We start from the raw sequence: 17,009 nt of genomic DNA, 5'->3' as shown, positions 1-17,009 counted from the left end.
GCTCGATCCACCGTTGTATCGGCCTGGGACGCGGATGCCCAAGAGTTTTGTGGATGGCGAATCGCCGCTGGCGGACCTCTATGGTGGCAACCCCGATAAGCAGATCGACGCGATTTGGAAGTATTTGGTCAAAGGTGACCAAGCCAAAGAGCCCGAGGGATTGACCCAGGGGGCCATCCTGTTGGCGGCAAATGCGAAGCCACTGATCTATCGCAACTTCTTTACCGACGTCAGCGCCCGTGGCATCGGTGTGGCGTATCCAGGGGACGTGAATCTGATCTGGGATGCCGAGCAGATGTCGTTGGCCAAGCTCTGGAAAAACAGCTTTATGGACGCTTCGATGCACTGGATCGCTCGCGGCCAAGGACGCCAACAACCGATGGGCGATGCCGTCGTGCTGATCGACTCGGCGGTTCCCTTTGCGATCCTGCCGTCCAGTGATGCCGCATGGCCGAGTGAATCCGCACGTGAACTTGGCTACAAATTCAAGGGATACACGCTTGATGCGAGCGGGGTGCCAACATTCCGGTACCTCATCAACGGTTACGCGATCGAAGACAAGCCGGTGGCCAAAAACGTCGACGGTATCAAGTCGTTAGAGCGGCATTTTACTGTGACAAGAACGGCCGATGCGTCGGGGACGCTTGTATCACGCTACTCAAAGGGGGCAATCAAGTCCAGCGAAGACGGAACCGTCACGCTTGCCAACGGAGTCCGCATGACAATCGAAGGCGTGTCGGTACATCAGGTAGGCGAAGGGGAAGCGGCCGAACTGCGAGCCATTGTTCCGCCCGGCGAGTCCGTCTCGATCACGCAAACCATTCGTTGGTAGATGCCGACACCGATGTTTTGCTTTTTGCATTTTCAGGCGTCTTAAACGCGGCGCTCGTCTCAAACTAACCTTCCACTCAGTTCCGCAGCACTACCGATGAATCAGTTTCAACGCCTCGCCGCTTCGTCGCTCTTCCTGTTGTGCGTCGCCCCGTTTGTCGCCGCCGAGGATTTGCCGAAGGAATCGGATTACTACGCGATCACGACCTTCGACGCGCCGCTGGATGAAACGATCGAAGCCTGTGGCTTTCAGTTGCTCGAGGATGGGCGATTGGCGGTCTGCTCACGTCGCGGCGATATCTTTGCGATCAGCGATCCGTTTGCCAAAGAAGTCTCGGCATCACAATTCAAATTGTACGCTCGTGGACTGCACGAACCTCTGAGTCTGGCGTCGCGTGACGGTTGGCTGTACGCGGTCCAGCGTCCCGAAGTCACTCGGATGAAAGACACCGATGGTGACGGAGCGGCTGATGTTTTCGAAACTTACGCCGATGGCTGGGGGATCTCGAGTGATTACCACGAATACGCCTTTGGGTCCAAGTTTGATCAAGAGGGAAATCTGATTGTCACGCTCTGTTTGACCGGCTCGTTCAGCAGCAAAGTGCCTTATCGCGGCTGGGCGATGAAGATTACGCCCGAGGGAGAAACGATTCCGTTCTGTAGCGGTGTGCGGTCGCCAGGCGGTATGGGAGCGAACCTTGAGGGCGACATTTTCTATACCGACAACCAGGGGCCGTGGAATGGAACGTGCGGATTGAAATGGCTTCGTCCGGGCGGTTTTATGGGGCATCCCGGCGGTTGGGCATGGTTTGAATTGTGCGAAGACGTGATGGGCAAACCACCGACAATGCCCGAGGATGGCAGTCGATTACACGTCGAATCAAAAAAAATCCCTGAACTCGTGCCACCTGCAATTTTGTTTCCTTATGACAAGATGGGCAAAAGTGCATCGGGCATCGCTTGCGACACCAGCGACGGAAAATTTGGTCCGTTTGCAGGACAATTATTTGTCGCTGATCAATCGCACAGCACGCTGATGCGAGTGGATCTGGAAAAGGTCGATGGGCTTTATCAAGGTGCGGCGTTTCCGTTCCGACGCGGATTTGCGTCGGGCAATGTCGGCGTCGAGATGTCGCCGCGTGGATCCATTTTTGTTGGTGGCACGAACCGCGGTTGGGGGTCGGTGGGGCGGCGACCCTTTGCGGTCGAGCGACTCGATTGGACTGGCAAAACGCCTTTCGAAATCCAGCATATGCGGCTGACGGACGACGGTTTTGAATTGACCTTCACCGAACCTGTGGATGCCGATTCGGCCAGCAATTCGGATAGCTACAAAATGACCACCTACACATACGAGTACCGTGAACAGTACGGCAGTCCCGAAGTCGACCATACAACGCCAGTGATCCAATCGGCGAGCGTCTCGGACGATGGCAAGACCGTCCGAATCGTCGTGGACGGATTGCAACTCGGCCACGTGCACGAGCTGCACGCCGACGGTGTTCGCAGCAAATCCGGTTTGCCGCTGTTGCACAAGGAAGCGTACTACACGCTAAACCGCTTTAAATAGGCGGCAATCCTTCGACAAAAGCCACCTCCCTTCGACCCGCTCTACCTCTGCATGCGAAATGCACGCCCAACGCATCGCGTGAGACAGGGTACAGCGTGTCGGTGAATTCGGGCATCTATTTCCAAAGATGTCCGCGGACGATTTCCTCGAGTTCCGCTTCACCGAAGTCTTCGAGTTGACGTGAGGAAAGCCAGCAGACTCGCAACAACATCGCTTTGGTGGAGGTGATCTGCAGTGGTTTGACGTTGATCAGGTCGCCGTTGGCTGGATTTTCCACGGTGCGAGCGGGAACCGATAGAGAATAGCTTTCGTTTCGTGTTGCAATCGCATCCAGGGCATCACGCAAACCCGGATTGGGTGGCTCGGATTCGATCAAGTCACCGATATCGATACCGATCGTATCGCAGCGATTTTTCCGTAGCCGATCGAGAAGCGAACCGGCCGCACTCTCGATGGGCAGCTCGGCAAAGAGTTCGCGGAGGAACGGCAGACTGTGTTCGGTCCGCAAAATCGCGTTCAGTCGATTGACTTCGAACGTTCCATCCTGACTTTTCTCGAGATCGCGTTGCGACAACATCCCGAGCCAGAGCAGCGGGATGTAGCGTTTCGATTCGCTAATCAATTCGGGGCGTTTATTCGGGCTACCTACTAAACTACCGCGCGCAGACATCACACCGCTCCTGGGATTTGATAAAGCCAATCAGATTCCCGCCTTTTACTTGCGGGTGATTGTACTGCATCCCAAGCCGCCGTTGGAAACGCGGCGGCAACCTTAGCCGCAATCACAGCTAAGGTTGCCGTATTTCGCGGTTACACCATTGGTTCAGGTTGGCCTGAAATTTTGCGTGATCCACGGCCTTTCATGAAGCGATGTCCAAAGTCGGTCAACACGAAGATTCGGAGCGAACCGAGGATCGCTAACAACACCGCGAGAATCAGCAGTCGACTGCGACGCGTTTGTTTGAACACGCCCCCTTCGCCCACCGCAGGTTGCTGCTGTGGCTTTAGCGGCATTCCGTACATCATGGCAATTTGATCCATCTCGACGAGGTGGATGACCGGGACATCTTTACGCATAAAACGAGTCATGATCGAGTCGATCTGCATCGTTGCTCGCGAAGCCGTGCGATTGAGTCCCGGCTTATACGCTCGTTTGCCAATCGTCTTGCCTACCGAGACCGCACCGCCACCGACGTTGATGTAGGCTTTGTATTCTTGCGAACCGGCTTGTTTGCGATAGACGTTCATCCGTTCGTCGATTGCATTGGCAAAATCCTCTGCCTCGAGTCGCTTCAAGTCATTGTCGGAAATCGATTTGCGGATTATTTTGCGTGCTTCGTCGCCAAGTCCGATTCCTAAATCCTCGTAACCCCCGATCGAACTTGCAACCGATCGAAAGGGAATGTACTGCTCTTCATAGAGCATCGTCTCCATGTCGATCCAAAGGAATTTTGGGCTGTTGGCACCCCATTGAGACGAGCCGGCACTTGCTAAAATGACCGGTCGAGCGCCGATGGTTTTCAGCGCCGCCAAGACGCTGACGTTCATCCCGGGAAACGACCCCGAGTAGCCGACCGCCACCAGGTCGCCTTTGCCGACACCCGCTTTGATCAGCATGTCGATCACCACAGCGGCAAGGTTGGGATTTGTCGAGGTTTGCTTGGCGCCCAATCGACCACTCAGGGTGGTCAAGGGAGTCATCAATTCGCCAATCATGCCGGTGGAACCGGGATCGATCGCGGTATTGATCCGCATTCCAAGATGAAGCTTTTCGTTGCGAATCGCCTCCATCATTTCCTTGGACAATTCCGCCGCTTGCATCTTCAGGTCAAGGTCTTCCTGAGGTGCTTCGACACGAAAGTACTCGACCGTTGCCAGTCCCAGCAGCGAAAATGCCGCCATGAAAACGATGATCGATTGCGAGACTTGGCGTGGTCGCCAATACAGACGTTTCATAGGACGAACTCCAATCCGATCAGCATCAGTACCAAGCGAACGACGGTCGCAGCGGTCAGTAGAATTCCAAGCGTTTCGAGCATCCCTTGACGATCGATCCAAATCGCGATCAATCCAGGAATGATGTAACCAATCACTTCATAGTCGTTCGATTCGGCCAGCACATCCGCATCGAACGAATCGACGGGGACCGCGGAAAACGGCGAGATTGACTCCATCAGGATGCCGACGAGAAACCCGACAAGCACCATCAAGACGGTGCGTCGTTTTCCATAAATGACGATCATGTTTGACAGCGAGTACACGATGAAATACGTGACGATCGCAGCAAAAAATGTGGCGACCACCGTTACCGGACGGTCCAGTGACAAGGCGATGTAACCAGGCACCACCATCCCGCCTGCGGCGAGACCAAAGGTTTCCGAGAACAGCAGGCTGACGGCCAAGCCGATGCCAATTGATACAGTTAAAGTGTCCATAGTTCCTAAAATGCTTTTTCGTCGACAATGCCGCGATTGCGGAAATATCGCACCACGTCTAAACCTGCGCCACCAATATTTGCCATTCCCATCACCAATGAGGAACGGCCCGAAAGACTCACTACCTTCTCAAAAATCTCAGGCGCTCCGTCCCCTTCGGCCATCACTAATTTTCGTGAATCCAAGCCCGAATTGATGGCATGCTTGGCAAAAATGTAGGTCCCTGAACCGATCAAGACGTAATGGTCCGCCGGACGCCATGCCGCACAACACTCGGCCAATTGTCGCGAGCGATCAGGACGATCGAATCGGCAATTGAAAATCATGATTCGCTTGCCCACGCTGGGATAACGATCACACGCCATGTCCCAAATGCGTTCGGTTGATTCAGGGTCATTCGCCGCGAAGCCATTGATAAATACGATCTCGCGACCAAAGAAATCCAATTCGGCCACGGTCATAATTCCCGGGTCCGGACTAGCTGACCACATGCCCTGCAGCGCCGTCGCACGATCAACCCCAAGATCGCTGAGGATTCGCAGCGCGAGCGCCACATTCTCGGCATGTTCGATGTACGAAAACTGAGCCAAATCCAACGGCTGGATCGCATGCACCTCGTCTTCGCCGACCGTGATCAGCTCGGTTTTGCGGTCGTCGCAAACCTTGCGAAACGCATCCAAATGACGACGTTCGGCGGTGTACAGTTTGCCCTCTTTGGGCACCATGCCCAGCAACGCCCAAGCCACATCCTTTTCGCCTGGCCCCATCACATCCAAGTGGTCGGCACGCGCGTTGGTGATCACGCTGTGCGTCGCGTGAACCAACATGAACTCGCACAACCACTGCAAATAGGGAATCAATGCCATGCACTCGATCACAAGTGCTTCGGATTCAATCTCAGCCGCGGCGCGAACGATCCGGATTTGTTCAATCACATTCGCGCGTGCCGGACGGAATACCGGATACTCGGCACCATCGGGCAAAATCATTCTTGCCAATGTGCCCGTCGTCTTGGCACAGGTGCGTTTACCCGATGCGCGCAGCCCCGCGGCGATCAGCCGAGTCACTGACGATTTGCCTCGCGTGCCATTGACATGGATACGCGTCGGAATCGTCGCTAGGTTGCGTCGATGTAGGAAAGACTCTAATAGGCCCAGCCCAACCAGCGACCCGGTCGTGCCAAGCAGTGCAAGCGAACCATCCATTCGTGATGGTTAATCCCAGTAAGAGACGTGGAGACTGCGTCAGGGAGGAAAAGGTGAATACGAGACCTGATGCGCAGCGAATTATGGTGATGATGCAAAAGCGTGCTAGTGGATCACCGCAAAATTCTTACTAAATTCGGCAAATTTGTCAGCGGAATTGAGAACATTCTCACACCAAATCTCAGCCCACAGACGGCATCTGGAAGACATTAACCGCTTAATGGTGACTTGTGGAGCCTTAAAATACGAAAACGTGATCGCTAAGGACCGTCGCGGTCCGTAAAGCAATCGAAGCTAGGTGTTCGGATTTGCGAATCCCAGTGAGGCTTTGAGAAAGTCCGCTGCTTGGAAGTGTTTTGAGGTTTTTAGTCGGACGAATCAAGTTGAGGGAATGCGCCCCCCAGGGGCTGGGCGACGTCACCGCCGATTTTGAAGCGGAAAAAGGTTGCCACGATGCGGAAAAAGGTTCCCGGACTCGTCTCCGCTGTTTTTCGGAACGAGTCCGGGGACCTCGTCTTTCGACTCTGCTCAATGTGGATTGGCTATCGCTAACGATTCAGGTGCCGTCGACGGAAAGCCTGTTGATCTTGCCGCTCGACTTGCTGGGCGTACTCTTGTTCGCCCATTTGAAGTTCCGCCAAAAAGTCACTTCCAACGCCGCCGATTACCTGGGTATGGTCGCTACGACCACAGCCAGAGATCAAAGCGGTCATCACAAGTGGAAGCACGTACAAGGTGATGCTTTGACAGGTCCGTTTGAATGTGGTTGTCATCTCGATTGGTCCTTAAATATTTTTCGTTGGTTCTGGGAAATTGCTGTTAATCTGGTTTTCTCAAACCAAGACTCTTAGTTGAACGGTTGATCGATGACTTCATTGGAAGCACGAGTGCCGAGAGCCCCCCAAAGTCCATACGGGCTCTTTTGACCCGGGGCCGACTTCCCGCTTTGTCCGTACTCGACCATGGGCATGTTTTGGTCGCCAGATTCGATTGAGTCGGTGACGAAGACAACCGCACCGTCACCCATCAGCACGTGGCAGCCGCCTTGGTGCCGACTGCTTGGTGGCGCGATGCCTTCTTGGCCCGGCCAATCGTCTTGCCAACACGCAGCGGAGTTTGGCGGGGTGATGGTGAACATTGCCGAGTGAAACGTTTCGCCATTCATCCATTGGTATCCGCGTCCGTAGATCGATCCGCTTTCCCAATCGCTGAACAGAACCGTCGACTCAGCCCAGAAGTTTGGTCGTGAGGGATCAATGGATCCGTTGGATTCACAGACACGTGGATTCGCTTTGACGCCGACTTGGCCGCGTGCGGCTTGTGTCCGGATGTCTCGGTCCCCCAAGTCGGTTGTGATTTCGCCCGCGACGATCGTATTGGACAGTCCGTCCCTAATGTCACGAAACCGCATCGATACGTGAGCAACGAACGCCCCCCGTTGTCCGGCACGAGACAATTGTGAATCGGTGCTTGTTTGGACAAGTACATGATTCATCGGTCCGGTTTCGGCTTTGGCGAACGAGTCGCCCAAGCAAACTGCATAGTTGGTTCGCCCTTGCGATGGAACGCCGTAGCCCGGATCGGACGGGCAACGCAGCGTCGGGATTTCGGTCATGGCAGGTGGGTACAGAAAACTCACGTGAAAGCTTGGCTTAGGGCCAAAGGCAGTCCACGAAGGAACTTTGGGAATGCGTTCGCCATTGGGGCCAAGTTCCTGGCCGAGCGATGAACTCATTTCCTCCCACAGCGATTGTTGCTCGATAAACGGCGTGATACCGACCCAAGCACTCAGTTGGCTTTGGTTGGTGTTCGGCGACCAAATCCACCAATTGGCCGTGGTCGGATCGAGCCCTGTACCGGTTTTGTGTTTAGGCAGCCGATTGTAGGCGGAATGGTAGTTGTGAATTCCCAACCCTATCTGTTTGAAATTGTTGCTGCAGCTCATGCGACGCGCTGCTTCGCGAGCGGCCTGGACGGCGGGGAGCAGTAATCCAACCAAGACTCCGATGATTGCAATCACAACCAATAATTCGACGAGCGTGAAAGCAAACCTGGGCCGGTTCGTTGAAGACGCCATGGTGATTCCTTTGATTTTAAGTTTGGACAAAAGGGGCAAACGTGTGTGAAACAAATCCGAAACGACATTTGGACGGCAAAGGGAATCCAAGTGTCGTCAAACAAAACATCAAGCGTTTATCGATTCGCTTGAGACTCCAAAATCGAGAGTGCATGAAATGGGTAAGTAACTACGAAGTAATCGAAGGGGGCAAAATGGATCTGAAACAGAAGACCTGATAAGCTTCGGTTTCCAGTGTTTATTTACGGGGTATGTTTCGGGGCAACCTTCTCGGCCGCGGCTGGCTCGCAAAGCGACCGATAGGTTTCGTAAAAGTGAATCGCGATTCCGCCAAAACAATCGAAATCTCGAAAGTAGTTTTCAGCGGCCGAAGTTTGTTCGTCAAAATCGACCATCAAGTCATCTCCGAACGTCACTTTCGAAGGCATCACACTTTCAGTAACGAATCCTCGCATCCGCGGTATCTCGCCCTCTTCCGCGAGGTCGCGTGACTCAAACGTTTGCCACTGCGCGTCCGAGGCAATCACGGATTTCGCGGTTGCTCGTCGGCTCTCAATCTGCTGGTCACTTTCCAACAGCCAATAGAATTGTTTGGGCAACCGACGTAGCGACCTCTCTGCCGCAGCCCGCTGTTGATCCGATGGGGCGTGCGGGATTTCGATCCCGAAGTGAATGTTTTCGCCGTCATCCATCGTGCGAACGCGATGTCCCTCAATCAGGCTCTGGTCGGCGAACAACGGAATGACCGCCAAGGATTGTTGGAATCTTTTGCGGGGAATCCCTACTAGGAACCAGACCTTACGATTGGCTTCGATGAACGTCTCGACTCCCATGAAAATGGTTGCGCCACGTTGACGTTGGCCGTATTCGATTAACGCTTTTCCGTGAGCAATGATGCCGTCAGCCCCATCGGCCCGGTCGCGATAATTCATGACGCCAACGTTGTCGAACATGTCGATGCAGTGAAAACTGGCTGCTTTGCGAACTCCGTTGAATTCGACCGCTGCGTTAGCTTCGCCAGTGTTTTTGTCCGTCGCCTGCCACCAAAATGGGATATCAACGCCGAACTGCATGTTCGAGTTTTCGCGAATGCGTCGTTGACACTCGACATTCAATTCCAGGTATTGGCGGAGGATTTGTTCGCGACGTGAAGGCGAATGCCAACCGAGCAACAGATAAGGTTCATTATCGAAATGAACGCCGTCGAATTTTTCTTGCTCTTTGCCTTGCGAATTGAATTGCATCACCGCATCCACGAGGCCAAGCGGAATGTCGTGATTTTGTGTGAGGCAGTGCTCGGGGGCTCCGTCTAACGCGTGAATGCGGATGTTTCGCGAATGAGCTTCGGTGATGAAGCTGCGTAGTTCCTGTTGCATCAACACGGTGATGCGGGCCGATGGCGATTCCTTGGGGGCGGTTACCGATACCTTTGACGGTTCGGTTAGCTTAGACAACTTGGTCCGCTCGACCTTGTAGGGCAACTGCAGCCAGATTTGGCCGATTTCGTGTGTTTGGCAGAAATCAAAAAGTTCGTACCAACGCGGTGTGCTGCCCAGCAGTTCTTTTGTGGACCATAGCCACAGCGTGCGTGAGGGGGCTGTCGGTTGCGGACGATCCGCTTGTGGTTCCGGCTTGACGTTGGCCGGAATCATTTGATTCGGATCCGATTTGAATGCAACATCTTCGATATAGATTTTAAATCCGCCGACCTCTGCAAACTCAAGGGTCAATCCTGCGAGTTGCGAACAGTCGATATTGGTGGAGCGAAGCGGCACAATCACCTCTTGCCATGCTTGGGTAACTCCGCCATCAAGAAACTGATCGACGGGCCCCACCAACTCCGAGTCCTCCTTGGCGATCCAATTCTCGTCTGACAAACGGATGTTGAAGCTTTCACCGCCGCGCTCCCCACGAACCCAAAACGATAGATGTGTATATGCCTGTGCATCAAAGTAGGTTGGCTGCAAAGCGTGCATGTCAAAGAAATGAATCCAATAGCCGCAGAACCCGGCGTTGGCTTTGGTCGCCTCGACTCGCATGCTGTATCCATTGTCACCACGCCTCGGATCAGGCACTCGCATCGCCGAGGCGAATGAGGGCGATCGTTGAAACGTAGAACGGTATCCTTCGAGTCGGTTCTGGACCGGCTGATCAAAACGATCCGCGATCAACAGCGACGATGCGGCATCAGCGGCCAAGGCTTGCGTGCGAGGGGATGCAGCGAGATCGTCCGCATGCGATGAAGCAGCGATAATGACGCCACAGAAGCACAGCAGGTAGTAGCAAGGGTTCATTCGATTTTCATTCCTGTACTTAGACAGCTTGAATTGCATTGGGCTGTTCTGCCTACTCCGTATTCGCATTCGTCTTGGCAACCTGCGACGAATTGATACGAACGACTTCGACTTCGGCCGATCGAGCAACGCCTGCAGGTAATTTTTCAATCGACATTCCAGGACGGAGATGGGTCGTTTGCTCTGCGTCGGGATAGATCGCTACGATGCGAAATCGAGTGCCTGTGGGAGTACTGTCATTGCCAAATCGAGCTGACGAAACAAAACGATTTTTTCCATCAGACGCGGAAACCCCCTGCACCCACCAATCGTCATTGGCTTGAGTCGAACGAACCAAGATGACCGGCTTTCTTTCGTCCAATGCGTAACACGTGACCGAATCGGCTCGTTCCACGTGACTGTTTTCGGTTGGGCTTTGGATCAATTCAGGTTGTTCCGCTATCGAGCCGACTCGCTTTATTTCAGGAAGACCTTCTCGTTTCGTCAGGATCCTTTTAGGTTTTCCCAAGATGCCGTCGGGCTTTTTCAGGATCACGACGGTTTTCACCGAGCGGGCCAAGTTCGCAGGCAACTCACGAAAAGACGTTCCTGGCTCAAACAGCTCTCTGGCTTCTGCCGTCGGTACCATCAATACAACAATTTGGAAGCGGCTTCCGTCGATGGAATCGTCGTTGCCGATTTGTGCAGAGGCTTTGAAGGAGCGTTGAGATGTTTTCGTTGGCCGCTCTTGTGCCCACCATTGGCAGTCGGGTTGATCGGCCTTGACTAACACAACGGGGTAACCTGGCGCCAGAACCTTGCCCGCAACCTCGACGACATGTTCCACTCTCTCTTGCGGTTGAGGGTTCTGCAGGACAACCCCGGTGTTTTTCGTCTCATCGCCTTGAACCATGGTCACGGGCATGGTGGCAAACAATGCGGTGCTGACAAGCATAGTGAATTTCATTGGGATGTTCCTTCGCGCTGAGCGCACTTGGTTGATGTTTCGACCACGTCTGAGAAGTTATCAAACTTCTTAGCTACCCCCCCGAAAATCCATCGCGACATCCGATTGAAATTCCAAGTCGCTGGCGGTCGAGACGAATGCGTTCCGTCTGCATGATTATTGGGTCGTTCCAACAACGGCACGCTTAACGAACAGGGACTCCTTGCGGTTGAATTGATTCGGGTCACAACGATTTTGTCGATTAAGGAAGGGAGGCCGAACCACGCATCAGAATGAGCTTGGCCTGCGCAACCGTGCTCATCGTTACGACAGTCGACTGCACCGGTGTGTTTGGGCAACTCGGATGATGCTTTTTCACTTCATCAATTTGGGAGAGCTACGGTTTTTCGTAAGCGACGATTGTCGGATTACAGAGGGGCATGCGTTTAATTGAATTGAATGGGGCACAACCATGAAATATTTAAGGAACAAGACATGCAACCACCAGGAAACCAAGATGATTCGCGGGACAGCGTTGCCCAATTAGAGTCAGTTGATGGACGGACCACACGGCGAACTGCAGCGGATACCGGAAGCAACCATGCGTCGCAGTCGACTTGGCGGGGAATTCGTCAAGCGTCTGAATGCAGGCCGCGAAGATCCCCCAGCCCACCGCGCCCTCCGGCGCCGATTACCCCGGTTCCAATACGTCCCAAGAGAAGTCTGTTCACCGGTTCGCTGCTCATCTGCTTGTGCACGGCGATTGGCTACTACGTTTGGGATTGGCAACTGCGATACCAATCGCACGGAGTCGTTCAGGGAAGAGTTTTGCAAGTAACGCCGCCCTGGGATGGAAACGTGCTGACGTTGCAGGTGCGCGAAGGCGACTCCGTTCGTCAAGGCCAGGTGCTGTTAACGGTCACCAATATCGAGCAAGAGCAACGGACAGCCGAAGTCGCTGACGCTCTGAAACTCGCCCAAGCAACGTTAGAGGCAAAGGTCTCGGAGATGCGCTGGCAATCGCAATTGCGTGGTGACCGGAACCAGAAAGCGCTTGGCGAGTACTACGAGATGTGCGGCGAACTTTCGAGCCAACGCACCCAGTTGATGCAGGCCGAAAGCGAACTGCAACGCTTGCGGGCGACGCGAGAAAAGAACGAGATGGCGGTCCGCAACAAAGACTTGGAAAACGCAAGTTACCTCGTCGAAGGGCTGCGAGCGAAGTGCGAAAAACAAACCGAAGCTGTAGCGGAAATGAAAAAGCGAGTTGAGATCTATGAACAATTTGCAGACGACGCGTCGGCAACGATTCAGCCCGCAATGCTGCAAATCAGTAATCTTCAGGCCGAATTAGTTCGTCTGCGAGAAGTTGTCCAACAGGGGCGAATCGGTTCGCCTGTAAACGGAACGGTGCTCAAGGTGCGTCGTTTCGCAGGCGACTACGCCAATGCCTCGGAAACTGTCATGGAGATTCTAGAAGACTCCACGATCGAACCGGTTTTGTATTACTCGCAGAACAACGCAGACAAACTACGAGTCGGAGACGAGGTAAAGATCGATATTCGTCCGGGGGTAAAGCGACTTCGCTGCCGAATTACACGTATCGGCGAGCAATTGGAATACGCGCCGCCTAACATCGAACGTTACTACCGCAAAAATGAGAAGCTGTTGCCGGTCTATCTTCAGCCTTGCGATGTCAAGAACATCGAGTCACTGCTGTACTTGGGCAGCGAAATTGATGTTCCACGTTTTTCGTTAGCGACAGCGAACGAATAAGACGTGCTGAGTGGTAGTGGACGAGGCGATGAGTCCTCCGATTGTGCGAGTCGCCTCGTTCACTACGCTCATTCTTGATTCGCTATCGCTTCATGCCCGCGAATGCCTCCGCTGCCAGTCGCTGTATTAAAGGCGGTCGGGCTCGAAATCCGCTTGCCGATGATGCGGCCCCCACGCTGCCAACTTTCACAACATAATCAAAGGTCAATTCATGCACACCTCTATCGATCAACCAAGATATGCCACAGCTAACCGCTCGGAAGAAACACTTCCGGTTCCGACTGAATTGCTAGGAGGGGCAGCTTCGGATGCCGCTAATTCCTCGGCATTCTCGGGGCCCAACGGGCCCTTGAAAGCTCCCCACTTTTCGATGAACCGTACGGATTGCGGTGACGAAATCGACGAATCGCGGTATGCGGTGACTCGGGGCGTCTTTGCCATCCCCATCTTGCACGACCATTCTCCCGATGTGGGGCACTCTGCCGAAGGAATGACGATTGAAATCGGCCGAGACAGCATCGTCTTCGAGTTGGCCACAAGGACACGACCCGCGACTTCAAAATGGTTGCTGGGAATCGAAACAGAGAACGGCGAGTTGGAGTTTACCACGGTTGTTTCGCGATATGTATCACAATCCGGATTGGGGCTGCGCATCTCTGCGGCATTCGTTTCTCCCGACGACGATCCTCTAGCGGACGATAACTTGACGCCGACGCTGGACCCACAGGACCTGACCTTTCACACAAAACTGTCACGGGTTGTGTTGAACAAATGGGTGGCATTGGGGGTGTTGCAGCCGCGATTGGTCGACCGTGTTCTGGTTTGTCGAGGCTGTGGTTCGCTGCCGACATTTCGACGCGGATGTCGAAACTGCGGATCAATCGAGGTGAAATCGCAACGTATGATTCATCACTTTGCCTGTGCTCACGTCGATCACGTCGCCTGCTTTGGCCATACCGCGGAACTGGCATGTCCTAAATGCCTTGCAACGAAATTGGTTGTGGGGGCGGACTTTGAATACCTTGACGGACCACTGCTGTGCCTTGAGTGCCAATGGTCCGACACAGAACTGTTGACGATCGCGCGGTGCGGCAGTTGCGGTGACGAATGTGCATTAAACCAAACCGTTGAAAAGGAAATGGTGGAATATCGTGTTAACCGATTGGAGCTATTGGATCTCGTCGCTGCGAATTGACCAGTTGCTGGCTGCTCTGCTGCCGCTGCTATTGTTCGATAGTCTGAGATATTCGTTAGGTTCGCTGGTGATTTGGCTGTGCGATTTTGCCCGTGAAATCGGCTGCGTATTGCGGGGCAACCGGACCGAGCCGCGGTTTGGACATTGCCCATCGGTGTGTGTCGTCATCGCCGGCTTGAACGAAGCCGAAACATTACCTCATACGCTGCGGTCAGTCTGGAACACCTATCCGCGATTGGAAATTATCGTGGTCGACGACGGATCGCGTGACGCGATGAGCCAAGTGGCCACGGAATTTGCACGTGATCACGCCGGTGTGACTGTCCTGAGAAAACGCAAACGCGGCGGCAAATCGTCGGCGCTTAACTTCGCGTTACCGTTCACCAGCGCCGAGATTATCATCGGCGTCGACAGTGACTCGCACGTTGGCGAAAATGCGATTTGGGAAATTGTCCAACCATTTGTTAATCCGCAGATCGGTGCGGTATCCGCCGCCGTCATGGCGCGCAACGCGAACGTCAATTTAGTGACCAGGATGCAGGGTCTGGAGTACCTACGATCCATCTTTTTGGGGCGTCTGTTTGCTGATCGTATCGGAACATTGGGGATCGTCTCCGGAGCGTTTGGCGCTTTCCGTCGCGAGGCTTTGTTGCGAACGGGTGGATGGGACGTTGGACCTGGCGAAGATGGGGATTTAGCACTCCGTATACGAAAATCAGGCTACCAAATTGCGTTCGCGCCCTACGCCCAATGTTTCACAAATGTGCCGACGGTCGCTGAGACGTTAGTCAAGCAGCGTCGCCGTTGGGAGTGGGCAGTGATTACGTTGGAATGCCGCAAGCATGTTGATTTAGCAAATCCGTTGTCCAAGAACTTCTGCATCAGCAACCTCGCCATGTTGGCGGATCGCTGGACCTTTAATCTGTTCTTGCAATTTGTCTGCTGGGGATACATGGGGTGGCTGTGCATTCACGCCAACGAAGACACGTGGAAGCTGTTCTTCTTGTATTACCTGGTTTTCTTGGTATTGGAATCGATTCAGGTGGCTGTCCTGCTGTACTATTCCAACGATCGCCGTCGCGACTTGAGCGTTGGTTTGGCCGTGCCGTTGATGCCGTTGTATCAATTTGCATTGCGAGCGGTGATGTTCTTTGGCGTTCTCGAAGAACTGTTTTTTCGCAGATCGCACCACGACAACTTTGTTCCAGAACACGTTCGTCGATCAACGTGGCATTGGTAGGTGTGCATCTTGATCAATCAGACCATTGCCCTCCGCAGTGGGGATTAATTCTGGGGTGCGGACCTCCGTCATTTCACCTGCTAATTGACAGCTCGGCACCGATTCGATGGCATCGGATTGAAAGAAGACGTCTAAGTAAGCCAGATAGGTTCCGCGTACGTAATGAACCACGGCTACCGCCATCGAATGTTCGACTTGCGTTCGGGCCAGTGCTATCTCGGCATCGACGGCGCGTTGGATCGCGATATTGACGAATTCCAGTGGAATGTCGACGACTTGATATTTTTCGCGAATTGCCTCCACGCGTTGCCGCGCCCCGACAACACGATGTTGGTTGGCTTCATTGGTCACGAAAGCGCGGTGCAGTTCCGCAAACGCGGCGTCCAGTTCGATCGTGACTTGACGCTGTTGCTCGCGATAGATGGCTTGTTCTCGCATTAATTGGAACTGAGCATTCCGCACCGCTGTATGGCCTCGGCGGAAACCGACAGGAGCTTTCCATTCAAACCCCACGGTCCAATCTTGCAAATCACCGCGCAACAAGTCTGCGTAGGCGCCACTGTTAGCCTCGCTGGTCGTTCCCAACAATTCCTGACCAAACCCGTGCACTCGATATTGGCCAATCAAATCGACTTGCGGCTGTAGGAAGTTGCGGGCGGCGACCAGTTCGTATTCTAGCCTTCTGATTTTCAGTTGCTGAGTCTGGAGTTCAATTCTCTGCTGAAGAGCGAAAGCAAACGAAGTCGGACGGTCGAATATGATCTCAGCCTGGATCGTCTCGTCGATAGGTCGAATCAACTTACCGTCGTGCAAGGGAATTCCGATCAAAAATCGCAATCGACGTTCGGCCGCCAGCAAGCCGGTCTCGAAATCAACGGTGCTATTGTTGGCTGCGTTCGAGGCAGCGAGACCAGCCGTCCGCCCGATGAAAGCGTTCTCGACCTCCGTGACCCACGCATAGTAGCGTTCGCGAGCTAAGGATTCTTCTGCGCCGTCGGCATCGCCCGTCGCAAGCCGTGCCTGCACTATACGCCACGTTGCCAATGCCGCATCGCGTCCTTGAATTTTGGCGTCTAAATTGCGATAGGAAAGCAACAGATCCCAGTAGGCGCGTTCGACGTCAAGCAGCAAGTCGCGAACGGCGGCTTGGAAATCGGCAATTTCAATGTGGGTATTGAGTTGGGCAATCCGCACTCCCCGGTAGTTTCCCGGCGTGGAACTTGGACCCGCAATCTGGTTGAACACGCGTCCTGAGCCTTGTTTCAAGGGATGGCGAATCTCGCCTTGAAAACCACCCGTAAAGCTTTGTGGAAACCGATTGAGAGGCGAATTATTGCGATCAAACGTCGTGAGGTTGCCTAATTTAAACTGGGTTCCGCTACGAGTAATCTTTGAGATCGAAAAATCGAGCAGCCCGAGGTTCGTGCGAGGGTCTCGCGTCCCCTGGCCCTCGATCGCATT

At 53.9% G+C, this 17,009-nt stretch carries 13 protein-coding genes and 1 pseudogene; 5 read left to right on the top strand and 9 right to left on the bottom strand.

Annotation, left to right across the window (positions count from 1 at the left end; all coding sequences use genetic code 11):
* A pseudogene (locus tag ABX962_RS11590) lies at nt 1-832 on the top strand (hypothetical protein); the annotation flags it as partial.
* 96 nt (nt 833-928) lie between these two features.
* Complete coding sequence (locus ABX962_RS11585; protein WP_372719506.1) at nt 929-2,401, top strand: hypothetical protein; 1,473 nt, start codon at nt 929-931, stop codon at nt 2,399-2,401.
* A gap of 115 nt (nt 2,402-2,516) precedes the next feature.
* Here ABX962_RS11585 and ABX962_RS11580 read toward each other — a convergent pair whose 3' ends face one another.
* The 8 genes from ABX962_RS11580 to ABX962_RS11545 all read right to left on the bottom strand — a co-directional run bounded on the left by ABX962_RS11580 (nt 2,517) and on the right by ABX962_RS11545 (nt 11,358).
* A complete protein-coding gene (locus ABX962_RS11580) occupies nt 2,517-3,071 on the bottom strand; it encodes a hypothetical protein (RefSeq protein WP_372719504.1) in 555 nt (184 codons plus the stop codon).
* A 140-nt stretch (nt 3,072-3,211) separates the two neighbouring features.
* Nucleotides 3,212-4,357: a poly-gamma-glutamate system protein gene (gene pgsW / locus ABX962_RS11575; RefSeq protein ID WP_372719502.1), complete on the bottom strand. Its 1,146-nt coding sequence runs from the start codon at nt 4,355-4,357 to the stop codon at nt 3,212-3,214.
* Complete coding sequence (gene pgsC, locus ABX962_RS11570; protein ID WP_339936368.1) at nt 4,354-4,836, bottom strand: poly-gamma-glutamate biosynthesis protein PgsC; 483 nt, start codon at nt 4,834-4,836, stop codon at nt 4,354-4,356. The genes pgsW and pgsC overlap by 4 nt, the downstream gene beginning before the upstream one ends.
* A 5-nt stretch (nt 4,837-4,841) precedes the next feature.
* Complete coding sequence (gene pgsB, locus ABX962_RS11565) at nt 4,842-6,041, bottom strand: poly-gamma-glutamate synthase PgsB (protein ID WP_372719500.1); 1,200 nt, start codon at nt 6,039-6,041, stop codon at nt 4,842-4,844.
* Between the two features lie 548 nt (nt 6,042-6,589).
* Nucleotides 6,590-6,814, bottom strand: coding sequence for a hypothetical protein (locus tag ABX962_RS11560; protein WP_372719498.1), 225 nt, complete (start codon nt 6,812-6,814; stop codon nt 6,590-6,592).
* Nucleotides 6,815-6,888: 74 nt separating this feature from the next.
* Complete coding sequence (locus ABX962_RS11555) at nt 6,889-8,118, bottom strand: DUF1559 domain-containing protein (RefSeq protein ID WP_372719496.1); 1,230 nt, start codon at nt 8,116-8,118, stop codon at nt 6,889-6,891.
* A gap of 242 nt (nt 8,119-8,360) precedes the next feature.
* On the bottom strand, nt 8,361-10,412 hold the full coding sequence (locus ABX962_RS11550) for a hypothetical protein (protein ID WP_372719494.1): 2,052 nt from the start codon (nt 10,410-10,412) through the stop codon (nt 8,361-8,363).
* Nucleotides 10,413-10,464: 52 nt separating this feature from the next.
* Nucleotides 10,465-11,358, bottom strand: coding sequence for a hypothetical protein (locus tag ABX962_RS11545; RefSeq protein WP_372719492.1), 894 nt, complete (start codon nt 11,356-11,358; stop codon nt 10,465-10,467).
* A 474-nt stretch (nt 11,359-11,832) separates the two neighbouring features.
* Between ABX962_RS11545 and ABX962_RS11540 the strand changes: the two genes are divergently transcribed.
* From ABX962_RS11540 to ABX962_RS11530, 3 genes are all read left to right on the top strand, one after another.
* On the top strand, nt 11,833-13,113 hold the full coding sequence (locus ABX962_RS11540) for an HlyD family secretion protein (protein ID WP_372719490.1): 1,281 nt from the start codon (nt 11,833-11,835) through the stop codon (nt 13,111-13,113).
* Nucleotides 13,114-13,483: 370 nt separating this feature from the next.
* Nucleotides 13,484-14,308, top strand: a complete 825-nt coding sequence (locus ABX962_RS11535) for a hypothetical protein (RefSeq protein ID WP_372719488.1) — start codon at nt 13,484-13,486, stop codon at nt 14,306-14,308.
* Nucleotides 14,265-15,548 (top strand): glycosyltransferase, encoded by a 1,284-nt coding sequence (locus tag ABX962_RS11530; RefSeq protein ID WP_372719486.1) that lies wholly within the window; start codon nt 14,265-14,267, stop codon nt 15,546-15,548. Before ABX962_RS11535 ends, ABX962_RS11530 begins: the two co-directional genes overlap by 44 nt.
* Here the strand turns inward: ABX962_RS11530 and ABX962_RS11525 are convergent.
* The coding region (locus ABX962_RS11525) for a TolC family protein (protein ID WP_372719484.1) at nt 15,531-17,009 on the bottom strand (1,479 nt) is incomplete at its 5' end. The genes ABX962_RS11530 and ABX962_RS11525 overlap by 18 nt on opposite strands.

The sequence above is a fragment of the Novipirellula sp. genome, assembly GCF_041583735.1.
Taxonomy (GTDB): domain Bacteria; phylum Planctomycetota; class Planctomycetia; order Pirellulales; family Pirellulaceae; genus Novipirellula.
The sequence above is the reverse complement of the archived record's forward strand: the minus strand, read 5'-3'. Positions and strand labels throughout refer to the sequence as shown.